Here is a 15,569-nt window from a genome sequence, read left to right as displayed (position 1 = left end):
GCCCCTCGCGCCGTGCGCCCCGACCCCGCCGGCATGGCCCGGGCGGTCCGCGACTTCCTCACCGCCGCGGGGCTCGACCTCCAGGACGTGAACCTGGTGGACACGCCCACGCGCGTGGCCGACGTGTGGGCGAACGGCTTCCTCGACGGCTACGGCCGCACGCCCGAGGAGGCGCTCGGGAAGACCTACCCCGCGCCCGCGGACTCCTCCGGAGAACTGGTCGTCGTGACGGACCTGCGCTTCCACTCCATGTGCCCGCACCACCTGCTGCCCTTCACCGGCCGCGCCCACGTGGCCTACGTGCCGGGTTCGCGCGTGGTGGGCTTCGGGCGCATCGGCGCGCTGGTGGATCTCTTCGCGCACCGGCTCATCCTCCAGGAGGACCTGGCGCGGCAGGTGGCGCGCTCGCTCGCCCGCGTGCTCGACAGTCCCGCCACCGCCTGCATCCTGGAGGCGGAGCAGGCGTGTCTGCGGTTGAGGGCCGACCACCAGCGCGACGCCGTCACCCACGCGGAGGCCTATGAAGGACGCCTGCGCCGCGACGGCCCCCTGCGCCGCGAGCTGTGGGCCCGCCTGGGGGCTCGCTCGGGGGCGGGCCGATGAACCCGGCCTCCCAGACCTTCGAGCGGGTAGCGCCCGAGCGCGTGGCGAAGGTGCTGGAGGCCCTGGCGGACGTGCTGTCCCCAGGCCAGGTGAAGCGCGACGAGGCCACGCTCGACGCCTACGCGCGCGACGAGTCCGACAGCGGCGTGTACCGGCCCGACGCCGTCCTCCTGCCGGAGACCACCGCGCAGGTGTCCGCCATCTTCAAGGCGTGCCAGGCGCACGGCGTGCCCTTCACCCCCTGCGGCGCGCGCAGCGGAAAGAGCGGCGGCTCGCTGCCCCTGAAGGGCGGCATGGCGGTCAGCCTGGAGCGCATGAGCCGGATCCGCTCCATCTCCAAGGAGGACCTCACCGCGGTGGTGGAGCCCGGCGTGGTGACGGGCGACCTGATGAAGGCCGTGGAGGCGCAAGGGCTCTTCTATCCACCGGATCCGAACTCCTGGGAGTTCTGCACGCTGGGCGGCAACGTGGCGGAGAACGCCGGCGGCCCGCGCGCCCTGAAGTACGGCGTCACGCGCGACTACGTCATCGGCCTGGAGTGGGTGATGCCGGACGGCGAGGTGCTGCGCGTGGGCCGGCGCACCATCAAGGGCGTGGCCGGCTATGACCTGGTGGGGCTCTTCGTGGGCTCCGAGGGCACGCTCGGCGTGGCCACCGAAATCACGGTGCAGCTGATTCCACTGCCCCGTCAGGTGATGACCGCGCTGGTGGTGTTCCCCTCCGTGCTGGACGCGGCGCGAGGCGTCTCCGCGGTGCTCGCCGCTGGCCTCCTGCCGCGCTGCCTGGAGCTCATCGACGAGGTCGCCGTCCAGGCCATCGTGCACCGGGGCAGCTTCCAGTTCCCTCCGGACGCGGGCGCCGCCCTCATCGCCGAGGTCGACGGCAACACGCCCGAAGGCGTGCTCGCGGAGCTCCAACTGTTGGGGGACATCTGCAATCAGCACGGAGCCACCCAGACCCTGGTGGCCCAGGACGAAAGTCAGCGCGAGAAGCTGTGGGCGGCGCGGCGGGTGATCTCCCCGGCGCTGCGCGCGCTCAAGCCAGCCAAGATTTCCGAAGACATCGTGGTGCCCCGCTCGAAAATTCCCGAGATCATCGAGCGGCTGAAGAAGATGGGCGAGGAGCTGGGGCTCACCGTGGCCACGTATGGCCACGCGGGCGACGGCAACCTGCACGCCAACATCCTGTACGAAGGTGCCAGCCAGCGCCCCCTCGTGGACGAGGCGCTGCGCCGCATGCTGGTGCTCACCGTTGAGCTGGGAGGCACCATCACCGGTGAGCACGGCGTGGGGCACGCGAAGCGGGAATATCTGGCGCTGGAGCAGGCGCCCGCGCTGCTGGACCTGCAGCGCCGCCTGAAGGACTTTTTCGATCCATCAGGTCTGCTCAATCCCGAGAAAATCTTCCCCGCTCCCAAGCGTTGAAGACTTCGTGACCGGAAACGTAGGTGCTGTCCCACCCGTCGCGTCGCGCGCTGCCAAGGGCCCGGAAGTGCGAGTGCGTGACGGGCTTTTGACAAGGGGAGGAGGGCGAAACGCCCTTCTTGGAAGGAATGAGAAACCCTTTCCGCCGTTGCGCGTCCTAGTGACAGGTGGACGCGGTTCGTCGGGGGATTCATCGCGTCCGGCAGTTTCGAACGGAAGGACGGGAAATCATGGCCAACTCGACGAAGTTCGCGGCAGAGGGCCTTTCGCATTACCTGCGTCACCTGGGCGGCCACCAGCAGCTCACGCGTGAACAGGAGTACGAGCTGGCCCGCCAGGCCCGCAAGGGTGACGAGAGCGCCCGACAGACGCTCGCCAGCTCCAACCTCGCTTTCGTGGTCGCCGTGGCGAAGAAGTTCGCCAACCGCGGGGCCCGCCTGGACGACCTCATCCAGGAAGGCAACGTCGGCCTCATGAAGGCCATCGAGCACTTCGACCCGAAGAAGAACGTGCGCTTCGCCACCTATGCCGTGTGGTGGATCCGCGCCTACATCACCCGCTATCTGAAGGACAACCGCAGCCAGGTGCGCGGCGGTGAGGCGGAGCGCGGCAGCATGGTGGACTTCTCGCTGGACGCCACCATCGACGAGGAGGGCGAGACGACCTTCCTCGACCGGCTGGAGGACGGCGGTCCCTCCCCGCAGGAGACGTTCCTCTCCCGCGAGCAGGACACCGAAATCCAGGATGCCCTGTCCAAGGTGCGCAAGCGCATTGGCGACCTGGGCTGGGACATCCTCCAGGAGCGCCTCACGCAGGACAAGCCGCTGACGCTGGAGGAGCTGGGCCAGCGCTGGGGCGTGTCGCGCGAGCGCGTGCGCCAGGTGGAGCTGAAGACGAAGAACTTCCTGGAGCGCTACCTCATCGCGTTCAACGAGAACGAGGAGCACACCGCCACGGCCGACGCGGCCTGAAGCGGAAGGGCAAAAGGCAGCATCTGTTGCATCGCTGACGGGACCTGACGGGGTGTTCGCACCTTGCCGGTCCCGTCTTCGTTTTTGCCGCGCTGCGTCTGGTACGTTCGGTTGATGGTAGGCGAGCGTGCGTGCTAAGGCTTTTCGATGCGCTTGAAATTGCTTGCCCTTTGGGTGCTTTGGGCCATCCCGGCAAACGCTGCGGATCCCGCGCTGCTCGACCAACTCGACGCGTTGTACGCGAAGCGCAGTGACGCGGAGTCCGTGAAGGCGCTGGACAAGGAAGTGTCCGAGGCGCTGAAGGCCGCGCCGGACGACTTCGACCTGGCGTGGCGCAAGGCGCGCATCCTCCAGTGGCAGGCGGACGGCGCCACGGAGAAGAAGCTCAAGATGGTCCTGGGCAAGCAGACCTGGGAGGCCGGGGACAAGGCCTCCAAGCTCCAGCCGGCGCGCGTGGAGGGCTACTACTTCGCCGCGTGCGGCATCGGCTCCTATTCGCAGGCCGTGGGCATCATGAAGGCGCTGGGCGACGGGCTGGAGGGCAAGTTCAACGAGCGCCTGGACACCGCGCTGAAGCTCGACGCCACGTACGAGTACGGTGGTCCCTGGCTGGTGAAGGGGCGTTATTTCTATGAGTTGCCCTGGCCGAAGCGCGACCTGGGCAAGTCCGTCGAGTACTACCAGAAGGCCATCGCCAAGTTTCCGCAGTCGCTGCGCGCGCACTACTACCTGGCCGAGACGTTGCTGAAGGACGGCAAGGCGAAGGACGCGAGCGCGGCAATCGAGAAGGTCAAGCAGGGAAGCACCGCGTACAACCCCGCTGAGGGGCAGCGCGTGCAGCAGTGGGCCAAGAAGGTGGATGCCGACATCCAGGAGGAGCTCAAGTGAGGGCAGAGAGTCAGGTCACGACGGCTCCCGCGGCGGGCGGGACGCAGGAGCAGAACCTCGTCCAGTTGCTCGTTCAGCGGGCTCAGAACGCCTCCAAGGTAGGCGTGACGCACAAGAAGGACGGGCGCTGGCAGGACGTCACGTTCGCGCAGGTACTGGAGGACGTGAAGGCGCAGGCGGCGGGCCTCATCGCCCAGGGCGTTCAGCCCGGGGACCGGGTCGCCATTTTCGCCAACACCAGCTTGCAGTGGATCATCGCGGACCTGGCCATCAGCGCGGCCCAGGCCATCACGGTGCCCATCTATGGCTCCAACACGCCGGATGAGTGCCGCTACGTCCTGAACCACTCGGAGACGAAGCTGCTGCTCGTCGACAACGACGAGAAGGACGCCAAGCAGGCGGGCCGCCTGTCCCGCGTGCGCTCCAAGCTGGGGGACATCCCCACGCTGCAGAAGATCGTCGTCTTCGAAGGCCCCATCTCCGGCGACAAGGAGATCTCGCTCGCGGACATGGTGGCCTCCGGCAAGGGCATCCCCCAGGCCGCCGAGTCCGCGTTCACCGAGCGCGTGGGGCAGGTGAAGTTGGACGAGACCAACATGCTCGTCTACACCTCCGGCACCACGGGCGACCCCAAGGGCGTCATCCTCACCCACGGCAACTGGGCCTATGAAGCGAAGGCCACCCAGGCCATGGGGATGATGAAGCCGGAAGACTCCGTCATGCTCTTCCTGCCCCTGGCGCACGTGTTCGCCCAGGTGGTGAAGGCCGCGTGGCTGTCCATGGGCTTCCGCCTGATCATCGCGGAGTCGGTGGACAAGCTGCTCGCGAACCTGGCGGAGACGCGCCCCACGGTGCTGCCGTCCGTGCCGCGCGTGTTCGAGAAGGTCTACAACAACGTCGTGGCCAACGGCTCGGCGGCGCCCGGCGTGAAGGGCAAGCTCTTCAAGTGGGCCTTCGGCCTGTTCGACGAGTACTCCGAGGCCAAGAGCCAGGGCCGCGAGTACAGCTCGCTCCAGTTCAGCCTGGCGAAGAAGCTCGTGTTCTCCAAGGTGCGCAAGACCCTGGACGAGAAGCTGGGCGGCAACATGCGCATCTTCATCTCCGGCGGCGCGCCGCTGTCCCGGAAGATCGCGTACTTCTTCGACCTGCTCGACCTCAAGGTCCTGGAGGGCTACGGCCTCACGGAGACGAGCGCCCCGTGCAACGCGAACCGCGTGGAGAAGATCAAGATCGGCACCGTGGGCCCGCCGGTGCCGGGCACGGAGATCAAGATCGCCGCGGACGGTGAGATTCTGGTGCGTGGCCCCTGCGTGATGAAGGGCTACTACAAGAACCCCGCCGCCACCGCGGAGGTGCTGGATCCGGACGGCTGGTTCCACACCGGTGACATCGGCGAGGTGGACTCCGACAACTACCTGCGCATCACCGACCGCAAGAAGGACATCATCGTCACCGCGGGCGGCAAGAACGTGGCGCCTCAGAACATCGAGAACACGCTCAAGACCTTCCCGCTCATCAGCCAGGCCATGGTGTACGGCGACAAGCGGCCGTTCCTGGTGGCGCTGATCACCGTGTCCGAGGACCCGGCGCGCAAGCTGCTGGAGGACAAGGGCATCGCGGTGGGCACCTACGCGCAGAACTCCCAGCGGCCGGAGATCAAGGCGGCCGTCGAGGAGATCATCAAGAAGGTGAACGCGGAGATCCCCCCGTACTCCAGCATCAAGAAGATCGCGGTGATGGACGCGGACTTCACGCAGGAGTCCGGTGAGCTCACGCCCACCCTCAAGGTGAAGCGCAAGGTCGCCAGCCAGAAGTACATCAAGACCATCGACGCCATGTACGAAGGCGCGAAGGTCATGGACTGACGCACCAAAAGCCCGACGCCCGTCCCTGGCCGCTTTCGAGCGGTCACGGTACGGGCGTCACGGGTGAACGTTCAGCGATGTCTTGACGTCAGGGGCGGGGCCTTCCCGGGCCCACCCGGACGGACCCACAATCAGGCGTTGTGGCTGGGCGACTTGGCGGCGACGTCCTTGTCCACGGTGGTGGACGCGGACAGCGTGCCGGGCTTCTTGTCGCCAGCGTCGTCCTTCTCGTCGTCGCTGGAGAAGCCGCGCTTGAAGTTGCGGAGCGCGCTGCCCAGGGACGAGCCGAGCTGCGGCAACCGCGAACCGCCAAACAGCAGCAGCAGCGCCGCGAAAATCAGAAGAATCTCAGGAAGCTTCAATCCCATGGCTTCGCTCCTCACGAAATACGCGGGGGAGCATACCGGTGGGAGGTGGGTCGCGCTAGCAACTCCAGCGGCCGGGACTCACGCCTGCCAGCCCGCTGGATGCCCGAGTTCCGCTGGCAGCGATAAGGGCAGCGTGAGGAAGAGGGTGGTGCCGCCCGCGTCCGCCTGGGCGCCCACCTGGCCACCGTGGGCCTCCACCTCCTGCCGGGCCAGGAAGACGCGCAGCGGATCCTCCAGCTTGCGCTCGCGGAAGGCGCGCTCCTCGCACTGGAAGACAGCGGTGATGTCCTCTTCCGGAACGGCCGCGCCATCGCGGCGCACCTCCACCCGCACCTGGTGACCCAGGCGCTCGGCGCGCACGTGGAGCGCTTCGCCCGGCTGCGCGCGCGCCAGCAGGTGGTGCACGAAGGCCTCCACCGCGTGCTGGATGCGGCCCGCGTCCACCGTCACGTCTGGCAGCTCCGGCAGCGTGTCCAGCTCCAGCCCCACGTTGGCGGCGGACGCCGCGGCCCGCGTGCGCTCCACCGCGGCATCCAGGATGGGCAGGAGCGGCTGGCGCTCGCGCTCACACGCCAGCGCGCCCAGGTCCGCGCGGCTGGAGTCGAAGAAGTCCTGGGCGAAGGAGAGCGCCCGGTCCGCGTTGCGCAGGATGGTCTCCAGCCCGCGCTGCGCCTTGGGCTCCAGCGGGATGCGCCCGTTGAGCAGCAGCGCCGCGTACGAGCGGATGTTGGCCAGCGACCCGCGCAAATCGTGCGACGCGAGCGACAGGAAGCGCACGCGGTCCTCCACGCGCTCGCCTGGCGGTGAAGCCTGGGGCACCCGGGGTGAAGCCGTTTCCGTGCTCCAGGGCACCGGCAGCGCCCAGAGCAGGCGTCCGCCGTCCTCCAGCGACTCTTCACCCACCAGCAGGGTGCGGTCCTGGCGCTCCCACAGGTTGCGCTCGCCGTCCTTGCGGCGGAAGCCCACGGCGGCCATCAGCCCGTCGATGCCCGTCACGGCTGGCATGGGAGGCAGGGCCTCCAGCCCCAGGTAGTCCAGGAGCAGGGGACCGAGCAGGCGGGGTGTCCCCTGACGGGGCAGCAGCGCGAGCCCCGGCGCGGTTTCGTTGACTCCAGGCGTCTCCCCCATCCACGTCACGCGGACCTCCCCTGGCCGTGCCTCGAATCAACGGAAGGGTGGGCAGTGACTGTCGGTTTTGCAACGGGCACCGGCTCCGTCCGCGGGCCCCTTGATTTCTTGCACCCGGGGGGCCAGTGATGGTGGAAGATCCATCTCCGGAAGCGGTATCGAGGAGACACCTCTGACCTCGCTCAACGCACAGCATGCTGACGCACCCGTGGTGCTCGTCGTGGACGATGATCCCGACATCCTGGAGGCGCTCTCGGAGATCCTGGAGGCCGAGGGCTTCGAGATCCGCCGTGCCCGCAACGGCAAGGAAGCCCTGGAGCGCCTGGAGCCGGACCCTCCGCACCTCATCCTCCTGGACCTGATGATGCCGGTGATGGACGGCTGGGAGTTCGCCCAGCGCATGCGCCAGAAGCCGGACTTCGCGGGCATCCCCATCATCGTCCTCAGCGCGGACCGCAACGTCGGCAGCAAGGCGAAGGACATTGGCGCCATGGGCCACCTGGCCAAGCCCTTCGAGCTCAACGACCTGCTGTCGATGGTGCGACAGTCCCTCAGCCCCTCGGCGGACACCTCGCGCGTCTGAGCACGGCGCCCGTGGCCGTGCTTGACCCGACGGTGGGGCGCCACTACGGTCCGCGCAGGCTTGATTCACCAGTCAACGCTGAACGCTAAGGAGCGAGTCATGGCGACCGCGAAGGACATCATCGAGACGCAGATTCCCGGCAAGCTGCAGGAGAAGCCGGAGCTGGCGAAGGACATCAACGCCATCATCCACTTCGACGTCTCCGGTGACGGCGGCGGCAAGTGGACGCTGGACACCACCAAGTCGGAAGGCTGGGTGTCCGAGGGTCTCAACGGTGCGTCGAAGATGACGGTCACCGTCAGCAACGACGACTTCGTGAAGATCCGCGAGGGCAAGCTGAACCCGCAGATGGCCGCCATGCAGGGCAAGCTCAAGTTCAAGCCGATGGACATGGGCCTCGCCATGAAGCTGGCGAAGCTGCTGGCCTGAGCCTCTCCGTATCGTGTCGTACCGACGGCGCGTCACCCCTGGCGGGGACGCGCCGTCTGCATGTCTCCACTTCCCCCTGGAGCCCCCCTCCATGTCCGAGCCGTCTTCCCCCCTCGCGGGCCTGCGGGTGCTGGACCTGTCACGCCTGTTGCCCGGCCCGTACGCGACGCTGGTGCTCGCCGACCTGGGCGCCACCGTGGACACCGTGGAGGACCCGGACGTGGGGGACGCCACCCGCCACATGCCGCCGCACCGCGACGGGGAGGGCGCGCTCTACTACGGGCTGCACCGCAACAAGCGCTCGCTCACGCTGAACCTCAAGACGCCTGAAGGGCGTGACGCGCTGCTGCGGCTCGTGTCCCACTACGACGTGCTGGTGGAGAGCTTCCGCCCCGGCGTGATGGACAAGCTGGGCGTGGGCGAGGCGGTGCTGCGCCAGAAGAACCCGCGGCTCATCTACTGCGCCATCTCCGGCTACGGCCAGACGGGGCCGGACCGGCTCAAGGCGGGGCATGACCTCAACTACGTGGCCCGCGCGGGCCTGCTGGGTTACGGCGGCGAAGCAGGTGGCGCGCCCGCGTTCCCGGGCGTGCAGGTGGCGGACATCGGCGGAGGCAGCCTCTTCGCTCTGGTGGGCATCCTGGCCGCGCTGCACGAGCGTGAGCGCACCGGTGTGGGCCGCTTCGTGGACGTGTCCATGACGGACGGCGCGCTGGCGTTCCTCCACCTGCACCTGGCCTCGCGCCTGTTCATGGGGAAGGAGGGCGCGCCGCTCCAGCGCGGAACCGAGCCGCTCAACGGCGGCTATCCCAGCTATGGCCTGTACCGCACCGCGGACGACCGCTGGCTCGCGGTGGGCGCGCTGGAGCCCAGGTTCTTTGGCGCGCTGTGCGCGAAGCTGGGCCGCCCGGAGCTGCTGGATGACGCGTACTCGGGTGGCGAAGACGGCGCGCGCGTGAAGGCGGAGCTCACCCGCATCTTCGCGGGCCAGCCCCTGGCGCACTGGCGTGAGCAGCTCTCCGGCGCGGAGTTCTGCGTGGAGCCGGTGGCGGAAGGCGACGAGGTGCTCGCGGATCCGCAGCTGCGCGCGCGTGGCCTCTTCGCGGAGACGGACGATGCGCAGCGCGGCATCCGCGTCACGCACCTGCTCACGCCGCTGCGCATGGGCGACGTCGCGCTGCGTCCACCGCCCACGCTCGGACAGCACTCGCGCGTCATCCTGGAAGACGCAGGTTTCACGCCCGAAGAAATCTCGCGCCTGATTGCATGAATGACGCGTGAAAAGAACCCAAGAGGGTGGGTTCGTACGCGGATCCAAAGTGACCCGTTGATGATTGACAGGTCTGGAGCCACAGTTAGTCTTTCCTGTTTTAGACTGGGAAATCGACTTTCAAGCCCTGAGAAGGAAGGTCCCCCGTGCCCGACGCACAGGAGCTCGAGTCATATATCCGACGAAAATTCGCGGAAAACGTGGGTCTCACGGAAGGAGAGTTGTTTTCCGAAGACCTCACACTCGCGGCGTTGATTACACGCTCCGAGCGCATGACCAACAGCGTCGACTTGATGGAAGCCTTTGCCCGCACTTCCAACGGGTTGCGCAAGGATTATGGACTGAGGGTTCGCCTGCCGGCGCTGTCCCTCGATACGACCGTGTCCAAGGTCCTGGCGGTCTTCATGGGTGAAGTCACGAACCCAGAGCGGAAGTCGGCATGAGCGTCCTCGCGCGCGGCCTCGAGCACGAAGAAGCGACCGTCGTCCCCCCCAAGGCCCTCTCGCCCGAAGGCCGCCCGGCCATCCAGGCGGAGCTGTACGAAGCCCTCACCCAGCGGGGGCAGTCCCTGGTGGACATCACCTGGGAGCAGCAGCGGCTGCACGAGTCGCGGCGCTGGAGCGTGGTGGAGCTGCTCTCCCACGTGGACGTCGCGCACGTGGGTGAAGCCGACCGGCACCTGGTGTGGAACGCGGGGCGGGCGGAGCTGACGACGAAGCCGGGCGCGGACCGGCTGGAGCGGCTGGCGGATCAGGAGTGCCGCCGGTGGCAGGAGAAGAACCCCACCGTCGCCGCCATCATGCAGGCGTGCGGCACGTGGAGCCGCTACTGGAATGAGGAGGAGGCGCACCACGAGACGGCGTTCAACCGCCTGTCCTCGGTGCTGGGGCTGGAGGTCATCTCCGACGCCACCTTCATCGAGTTCCGCAAGGTCTTCCCCGACGACGACATGCTGCGCACGCTCACGCTGCTGTCCATCTCCGAGGTGGTGGCGGCGGTGGACTACGGCCAGTGCTCGCAGATGGTCCAGGACCCGGGCCTGCGCGCGCTGTTCAAGCAGGTGGCGGCGGACGAAGTGCAGCACATGAACTACTTCATCGCCTTCGCCAAGGCGCTGGTGGACAGCGGCGCGTACAAGGCGAAGGAGGCGTTCGCGGTGGCGCACCTCTTCCTGCGCGACGGAGGCGAGGTGCACGGCAGCAAGCGCGAGCGCGTGGAGAGCCGCGATACCCACGTCAACTGGTGGGATCGGCTGGAGCACCGCGAGGGCTTCTACGCCCCGGACGCGCTGCGCAAGAAGGAGCAGCTCATCTTCCACGCCCTCAAGCGCATCACCGGCATCACGGTGGCGTCGCGAGAGGAGCTGGAGGACACCTGGATGGACCTCGTCGGGTGCTGATGGGCCTGGGCCACGACCTCCAGGCCATCTCGGAGCTGGAGGCCGCCCGGGCCCTGCGGGAGCCGGATGTCTTCTTCACCGCCGCGGAGCTCGCCCACTTCGAGCGCGCGGCGGATCCGGTGCAGAGCCTGGCGGCGGGCTTCAGCGCGAAGGAGGCCCTCTTCAAGGCGCTGCCCGCGGTCGCGGGTTGGTTCTGGACGGACGCAGAGCTCGTCCACGACGCCCGGCACGCGCCGCGCTTCCTGTTTCACGGCACGCTCGCGGAGCACCTGGCGCGCGAGGGCCTGCAGGTCTCTGTTTCGCTGTCGCATAGCGGAGGGTTCGTCTCGACAGTGGTCATCGTGACGCGCGCTCCGTCCCCCTGAAGTCGCTGTCATCCCCCCGGCAGCCGAAGGACATCCCCCCGTGCACTTCGAAGAGTCGTCGCTCACGCTGCGCGTGCGTCCCAATGACCTGGACATCCTGGGGCACGTGAACAACGCCACCACGCTGGAGTACCTGGAGGCCGGCCGTTGGGCCTGGCTGGAGCGGCAGGGGCTGACGCGCGGGGGGCCGGTGGTGGCGGTGGTGTCGCGCGTGGAGGTGGACTACCGCCGGGAGATTCCCCCGGGGGACGTGGTGGTGCACACGGAGTTGGAGTCGCCCGCGGCGGACGAGCTGGAGCCGGACGGCATCAACTACCGCGCGCGGTTCCGTCAGCGCGTGTTCCTGACGGTGGGCGGGCCGGTGGCGGTGGAGGCGCTGGTGAGCGTGGCCTTCCTGGACGCGCGGGCCCGGTCGCTCGCGTCGCTGCAGCAGTTCCTGGACGCCGCGCGCGCCCCGGTGGCCCCTGTCGAGGATCCGCGCCCATGAGCACGAACGTGAAGCCGGAGCTCGCGTCGCTGGAGTTCTGGGTGCCCACGTCCCAGGAGCACGCGCTGCACGTCGTGGAGGCGCGCCTGTCCGGGACGCCGGACTCCGCGCCCGGCATCCTCTTCGTGCCGGGGCTGTTCTCCGACGGCCGCTTCTTCCTGGGCGGGCAGGGGGATGGGTTCGCGCGCACGTTCGTGGACGCGGGCTGTGTGTCGTACGTCGCGTCCCTGCGCGGGCATGGCAAGAGCCGCTGGCCCGCGAAGCGCGCGTACGACTGGAGCTTCGATACGTACGTGCGCCACGACATCCCGGACCTGGTGCGGGCCGTGCGCGCGCGTCACACCGGGCCGTTGTTCATCCTGGCCCACAGCATGGCGGGCTACGCGGTGCTGGCGGCGCTGGGGGTGGACCCCTCGCTCCAGGCGTCGCTGTCCGGCGTGTGCACGCTGTCGTCGGCGGTGAACGACTACAGCGACGGCGGGTTCAAGAAGCGCTTCCAGCTGGGCTTCTCGTCCACGGTGGCGGGGATGTTGGGACGCTTCCCGGCGAAGGCGCTGAAGCAGGGGCCCTGGGACGAACCGGCGGGCGTGATGCGGCAGTTCACGGACTGGGCGCCCACGGGCGCGTTCCGGAGCACGGATGGCGCGACGAACTACTGGAGCGCGCTGGGCAACGTGACGCTGCCGGTGTTCGCGGGCGTGGGCGCGGCGGACGTGTTCCATGCGTCACCGCAGCGCGCGCAGAAGCTGGTGGCCCACCTGGGCAGTGCCCGCAAGGATTTGTTCGTCCTGGGGCGCGCGCAGGGGCTGAGCTGGGACGCGGGCCACTTCGACGTGGTGCGCGGAGAGCGCGCCCGCGCGGAGGTGCTGCCTCGCGTGCTCGCGTGGATGCGCCAGGTGGCGCCCTCACACTGAAGGACTGAAGGACCCGGAGGAGGGGAGGCTTTTCACATGCTCGACATCATCCAGCGACTGGAAGCGGTGGATCCGCGGCGCGGCCTGTTTCTCTACGACGACTTCGTCGGGCCGCCGGAGTTCGTGCCCTACCGGGAGTTCGCCTCCCGGGTGGCCGGGGCGGCGGAGCACTTCCGTGCGCACGGCGTGGCGCCGGGCACGCGCGTGGTGCTGCCCTTCGAAACCTCCTCGTCCGTCATCTTCGCCTTCCTGGGGCTGATGGAGCTGGGCGCGGTGCCCCTGTCCGTGAAGCCGTACATCCTGAGCACGCCGAAGGGGCCCTACCGGGACTTCCTCGCGCGCATCCGCGAGCGCTATGGCGCGCTGCTCGTGCTGGACGTGCCCAGCATTGCTGGACTGGAGCTGCCCCTGGAGCGCCTGCCGTCGCCGCCCACGGGCGCGAAGCGTCCCGGTGTGAAGCTGCGCGAGGTGGCGCCCGGGGAGCTGGCGTTCGTGCAGTTCTCGTCGGGGTCCACGTCGTTCCCCAAGGGCGTGCCCATCACCCAGGAGAACCTGGCCGCGAACCTGCGGATGATCATCCGGCACGACAGCCGCACGTCCGAGGACCGGGTGACGAGCTGGCTGCCGCTGTACCACGACATGGGGCTCATCGGCGGGCTGCTCACCTGCATCACGGTGGGCAATGATCTGCTGTTGGCCCAGCCCGCGTCGTTCCTGATGGACCCCATGGGCTGGCTGGAGCTCATCTCCTCCGAGAAGGTGATGGGCTCCGTCATCCCCAACTTCGCCATCGACTACGCGCTGAAGTCGCTCAAGTCGGCGGACGCGGCTGACCTGAAGCGGTTGGACCTGTCGCGCGTGCAGAGCATCTACCTGGGCAGCGAGCCCATCAACATCCCCAACCTGGAGCAGTTCCTGGACATCCTCGCCCCGTGCGGTCTGCGGCGCGACGTGTTCATGCCCTGCTACGGCATGGCGGAGACGGTGCTGATGGTCGCGAGCGTGCCGCCGCGCCAGACGGTGCGCGTCATCACCGCGCCCAACGGTCAGCCGGCCATCTCCGTGGGCCGCCCGCTGACGGAGTTCGAGGTGCGGCTGCGCGCGGAGGACGGCCGGTTGTGCGGCGAGGGCGAACTGGGAGAAATCGAGCTGCGCGGCGGCAGCCTGGCGCCGTCGTACTTCCTGGATGACCGGCCCCTGCGCGGCGACGACGGCTACTACGCCACGGGCGATCTGGGCTTCCAGAAGGAGGGCGAGCTCTTCATCACCGGGCGGATCAACGACCGCATCAAGGTGAACGGCCAGAGCTTCTTCTCCGCGGACTTCGAGCAGGCCGTGGAGCGGCTGGGCTTCATCCGCCCGGGCCGCACCGCCGTCATCCAGGTGAAGGGCCGTCTCGTGGTGCTGGCGGAGGTGAACCACCCGGCCGCGTTGGAGCGCCTGGAGGACAGCCGCAAGCAGGTCTGCCAGTCGGTGTTGGAGACGGTAGGCGTGACGCTCCCGAAAGAGGACGTCCTCTTCATCCGTTACGGCCAACTCCAGAAGACGAGCAGCGGCAAGCTCCAGCGCCGCGCCATCACGGAGGCCTACGAGCAGGGCCGCATCCGCACCGTGACGCCCATGGAGCTGCGCGCGGACCTGCTCCAGATGCGCGCGCAGCGGCTCGTGCTGGGCTCGGTGATGGTCGCGCGGCAGCGGGGCCGCCGGTGGATGGCCTCCGGGAAGGCGGCGCTCTCCGCGGGACTCCGGCGGCTCCGGCCGGGAGGCCAGCGTCAGGACGGGCCCTGAGCGGGTTCCGAGCCTCGGGAGCCTCGGGCCTCAACGGACCTTCGTGGAGGCCCACAGGTCCCAGCCGCGCGCCGCGTGGCACGCATCGCCCACCAGGTCCAGGGCGAGCTGGGGCTGCGTCCGGGACAGCGCCTCCGTGTCGCGGAAGGCGCCCGTGGCCTCCAGGCGGAGCGTGGCGTGCTCCAGCGCGGCCTTCGCCTCCGCCACCGCCCGGGCCTGCGCGGGCGTGGGCTTCCAGCCCGTCTGGTCCCGGTAGCGCCCCAGCGCCTCCAGGAAGTGGCCGTAGAACTTCACCATCTGCACCAGCACCGGGACGCGGTACGCGGGCGCCGCGGTGAGCGCGGCCTCGTACTGCTTCGCCTCCGAACCCAGCCGGTACACCAGCACGTCCACCTGCGCGTCCAGCCGCGGGCCCCACGCCTTGCGCACCGCGGGGAAGCGCGCCCAGCCCGCGACGGCCTGGAAGAAGTGGAGCCCGCCACACGGGTGCGCGTAGATGCCCTGCTTGTTCTTGGGCACCTGGGGAAGGCCCGCCTTCATGCCCCGGAGCAGCTCCGCGTTCGCGGACTCCAGCGTGGCGAGCGCGGTGTCCATCACCGCGTCCATGCGCACCGTCTCCCCCGCGCCGTTGACGAACGAGCCCCCGGGCTCCAGCACGTGTGACAGTGCGTCCAGCGCCCACGCTCCGTCCGGCGACGCGGCGAGCGCGGGGCGGAAGTCGTGCTGGAGTGATGCCACCAGCTCCCGCAGCGTCACCTTGCCCCACGCGGTGGGGAACACCTGCGAGCGCGGGTATCCCGCGAGCAGGAAGGTCTTCACCTGGAGCGCCGGGTGGGGCTCCACGGGCGTGCCGTCCGGGGTGAAGGCGTCGAAGAAGTAGCGGGCCGTGCCTCCCGCGTCGGGCGCGTCGCGGCGCAGGAACCCCGCGACGATGGCGTCCGAGGCCGCGCGGCCATCCCGCGCGCGGAAGGCCTTGCCGTCCAGGTCCATGCCGTGCGCGAGCGCCCAGGGGCTGGACGGATCCGCCGCGTGCGTGCGGCACTGCGCGTGGAGCACCGCGGACGCGGAAGGGGCAGCGGGGGAGGGC

General features: G+C 69.0%; 17 protein-coding genes. 14 read left to right on the top strand and 3 right to left on the bottom strand.

The window, feature by feature from the left end; all coding sequences use genetic code 11:
• The 5 genes from folE to D7Y21_RS34525 form a co-directional block, all read left to right on the top strand.
• A partial coding sequence (folE, locus tag D7Y21_RS34545) for a GTP cyclohydrolase I (RefSeq protein WP_233612393.1) occupies positions 1-603 on the top strand: 603 nt, incomplete at its 5' end.
• The gene (locus tag D7Y21_RS34540; protein WP_121717948.1) at positions 600-2,027 is read left to right on the top strand and encodes an FAD-binding oxidoreductase; all 1,428 of its coding nucleotides are present in this window, start codon (positions 600-602) and stop codon (positions 2,025-2,027) included. The genes folE and D7Y21_RS34540, both read left to right, overlap by 4 nt.
• A 230-nt stretch (positions 2,028-2,257) precedes the next feature.
• Entirely contained in the window at positions 2,258-2,998 is a 741-nt protein-coding gene (locus D7Y21_RS34535) for an RNA polymerase sigma factor RpoD/SigA (protein WP_120565939.1), read from the top strand.
• Positions 2,999-3,145: 147 nt separating this feature from the next.
• A complete protein-coding gene (locus D7Y21_RS34530; RefSeq protein WP_120565940.1) occupies positions 3,146-3,886 on the top strand; it encodes a tetratricopeptide repeat protein in 741 nt (246 codons plus the stop codon).
• On the top strand, positions 3,883-5,751 hold the full coding sequence (locus D7Y21_RS34525; protein ID WP_120565941.1) for a long-chain fatty acid--CoA ligase: 1,869 nt from the start codon (positions 3,883-3,885) through the stop codon (positions 5,749-5,751). The genes D7Y21_RS34530 and D7Y21_RS34525 overlap by 4 nt, the downstream gene beginning before the upstream one ends.
• Positions 5,752-5,882: 131 nt before the next feature.
• On the opposite strand, the gene D7Y21_RS34520 is transcribed toward D7Y21_RS34525, so the two are convergent.
• Positions 5,883-6,119, bottom strand: coding sequence for a twin-arginine translocase TatA/TatE family subunit (locus D7Y21_RS34520; protein ID WP_120565942.1), 237 nt, complete (start codon positions 6,117-6,119; stop codon positions 5,883-5,885).
• A 78-nt stretch (positions 6,120-6,197) separates the two neighbouring features.
• The gene (locus D7Y21_RS34515; protein ID WP_121717947.1) at positions 6,198-7,247 is read right to left on the bottom strand and encodes a sensor histidine kinase KdpD; all 1,050 of its coding nucleotides are present in this window, start codon (positions 7,245-7,247) and stop codon (positions 6,198-6,200) included.
• 208 nt (positions 7,248-7,455) lie between these two features.
• On the opposite strand from D7Y21_RS34515, the gene D7Y21_RS34510 reads away from it, so the two are divergent.
• The 9 genes from D7Y21_RS34510 to D7Y21_RS34470 all read left to right on the top strand — a co-directional run bounded on the left by D7Y21_RS34510 (position 7,456) and on the right by D7Y21_RS34470 (position 14,482).
• Complete coding sequence (locus D7Y21_RS34510) at positions 7,456-7,830, top strand: response regulator (RefSeq protein ID WP_120565944.1); 375 nt, start codon at positions 7,456-7,458, stop codon at positions 7,828-7,830.
• A gap of 99 nt (positions 7,831-7,929) precedes the next feature.
• Entirely contained in the window at positions 7,930-8,259 is a 330-nt protein-coding gene (locus D7Y21_RS34505) for an SCP2 sterol-binding domain-containing protein (protein WP_120565945.1), read from the top strand.
• A 91-nt stretch (positions 8,260-8,350) separates the two neighbouring features.
• Positions 8,351-9,529 carry a CaiB/BaiF CoA-transferase family protein gene (locus tag D7Y21_RS34500; protein ID WP_121717944.1) on the top strand — a complete coding sequence of 393 codons (1,179 nt, stop codon included), beginning with the start codon at positions 8,351-8,353 and terminating at the stop codon, positions 9,527-9,529.
• Between the two features lie 146 nt (positions 9,530-9,675).
• Positions 9,676-9,972 (top strand): hypothetical protein, encoded by a 297-nt coding sequence (locus D7Y21_RS34495; protein ID WP_120565947.1) that lies wholly within the window; start codon positions 9,676-9,678, stop codon positions 9,970-9,972.
• On the top strand, positions 9,969-10,928 hold the full coding sequence (locus tag D7Y21_RS34490; RefSeq protein WP_121717943.1) for a ferritin-like domain-containing protein: 960 nt from the start codon (positions 9,969-9,971) through the stop codon (positions 10,926-10,928). The genes D7Y21_RS34495 and D7Y21_RS34490 overlap by 4 nt, the downstream gene beginning before the upstream one ends.
• Positions 10,928-11,293 (top strand): holo-ACP synthase, encoded by a 366-nt coding sequence (locus D7Y21_RS34485; RefSeq protein ID WP_120565949.1) that lies wholly within the window; start codon positions 10,928-10,930, stop codon positions 11,291-11,293. The genes D7Y21_RS34490 and D7Y21_RS34485 overlap by 1 nt, the downstream gene beginning before the upstream one ends.
• Before the next feature lie 40 nt (positions 11,294-11,333).
• Positions 11,334-11,780 (top strand): thioesterase family protein, encoded by a 447-nt coding sequence (locus D7Y21_RS34480; RefSeq protein WP_120565950.1) that lies wholly within the window; start codon positions 11,334-11,336, stop codon positions 11,778-11,780.
• On the top strand, positions 11,777-12,694 hold the full coding sequence (locus tag D7Y21_RS34475; RefSeq protein WP_120565951.1) for an alpha/beta fold hydrolase: 918 nt from the start codon (positions 11,777-11,779) through the stop codon (positions 12,692-12,694). The genes D7Y21_RS34480 and D7Y21_RS34475 overlap by 4 nt, the downstream gene beginning before the upstream one ends.
• A 36-nt stretch (positions 12,695-12,730) precedes the next feature.
• Complete coding sequence (locus D7Y21_RS34470; RefSeq protein ID WP_121717942.1) at positions 12,731-14,482, top strand: AMP-binding protein; 1,752 nt, start codon at positions 12,731-12,733, stop codon at positions 14,480-14,482.
• A 30-nt stretch (positions 14,483-14,512) separates the two neighbouring features.
• Here the strand turns inward: D7Y21_RS34470 and D7Y21_RS34465 are convergent.
• Positions 14,513-15,569, bottom strand: a 1,057-nt coding sequence (locus D7Y21_RS34465) for a hypothetical protein (RefSeq protein WP_233612392.1), incomplete at its 5' end; no start/stop codon positions are given.

Origin of the sequence: Corallococcus sp. AB045, assembly GCF_003668895.1 — a bacterium.
GTDB lineage: Bacteria > Myxococcota > Myxococcia > Myxococcales > Myxococcaceae > Corallococcus > Corallococcus coralloides.
This window is presented reverse-complemented; position numbering and strand designations above follow the sequence as displayed.